The following is a 1,035-nucleotide window of genomic DNA, read 5'->3' as shown; positions in this document are numbered from 1 at the left end:
TGTGGTCTCTCAGGAGGTTGTCCATCTGGTCTGAACCGAGGAAGCTGAGGTTGCGAAGCTTCAGTGTTCCAGGGAGAGACCAGATGAACGTCCACAAGAATGCGCCTTTGACGCCCAAAGGTCGAGAGGCGATGGTCCGAAGCGTGGTGGAAGGTGGGCTGAGCCAGGCCGACGCGGCCTACCAGTTCAATACGACGCCGAAGACGATCGCCAAATGGGTCAAGCGCTTCCGCGCAGAAGGTGTGGAAGGATTGCGAGATCGCTCCTCCAGACCCCTTTCATCGCCAAGCCAAACCTCTGCAGCCACATGCACGGCCATCGAGGTCTTGCGCCGGCAGCGCCACACCGGCAAGCAGATCGCAGCCGAGGTCGAGGTGTCGCCGGCCACCGTCAGCCGTGTTCTTCACCGTTTGGGCTTGAACCGGATACGGGATTTGGAGCCCGCTGAGCCGGAACGCCGCTATGAGCGCGAGAACCCGGGCGAGATCATTCACATCGACATCAAAAAGCTCGGGCGTTTCGAGCGCGTCGGCCACCGCATCAGCGGCGATCGGAGTGGTCCAAACAAGAGCCGCGGCGCCGGCTGGGATTTCGTCCACGTCTGCATTGACGACCATTCTCGCGTCGCCTTCTCCGAGATCAAGCCCGACGAGACGGCGGACAGCGCTGTTCCCTTTCTCAAGGCAGCCGTGGCTTATTACGAAAGCCTCGGCGTCACCGTCACTCGCGTCATGACCGACAATGGCAGTTGCTACAACGCTTTCGCCTTCCGCGACGCTTGCCGGGATCTGGGCATCAAGCACATCCGCACTAAGCCTTACACGCCCAAAACAAACGGCAAGGCTGAACGATTCATCCAGACCGCGCTTCGGGAATGGGCTTATGCCAAAGCCTATCCCACTTCAGATCGCCGCGCCCAAGAACTGCCGATCTGGCTGCACCAATACAACTGGCACCGGCCCCACGGTGGTATAAAATCTCAAACGCCTATCAGCAGACTCGGTCTAACCGAGGACAACCTCTTGAGGCTCCACA

Annotated in this window: 1 protein-coding gene; it reads left to right on the top strand. The window is 59.8% G+C overall.

Features of this window, described 5'->3' with window-relative positions; all coding sequences use genetic code 11:
* Nucleotides 1-83: 83 nt before the first annotated feature.
* A partial coding sequence (locus ABIB73_RS37540; RefSeq protein ID WP_354232502.1) for an IS481 family transposase occupies nucleotides 84-1,035 on the top strand: 952 nt, incomplete at its 3' end.

The sequence above is a fragment of the Bradyrhizobium sp. F1.4.3 genome (assembly GCF_040548375.1).
Lineage (GTDB): Bacteria > Pseudomonadota > Alphaproteobacteria > Rhizobiales > Xanthobacteraceae > Bradyrhizobium.
This window is presented reverse-complemented; position numbering and strand designations above follow the sequence as displayed.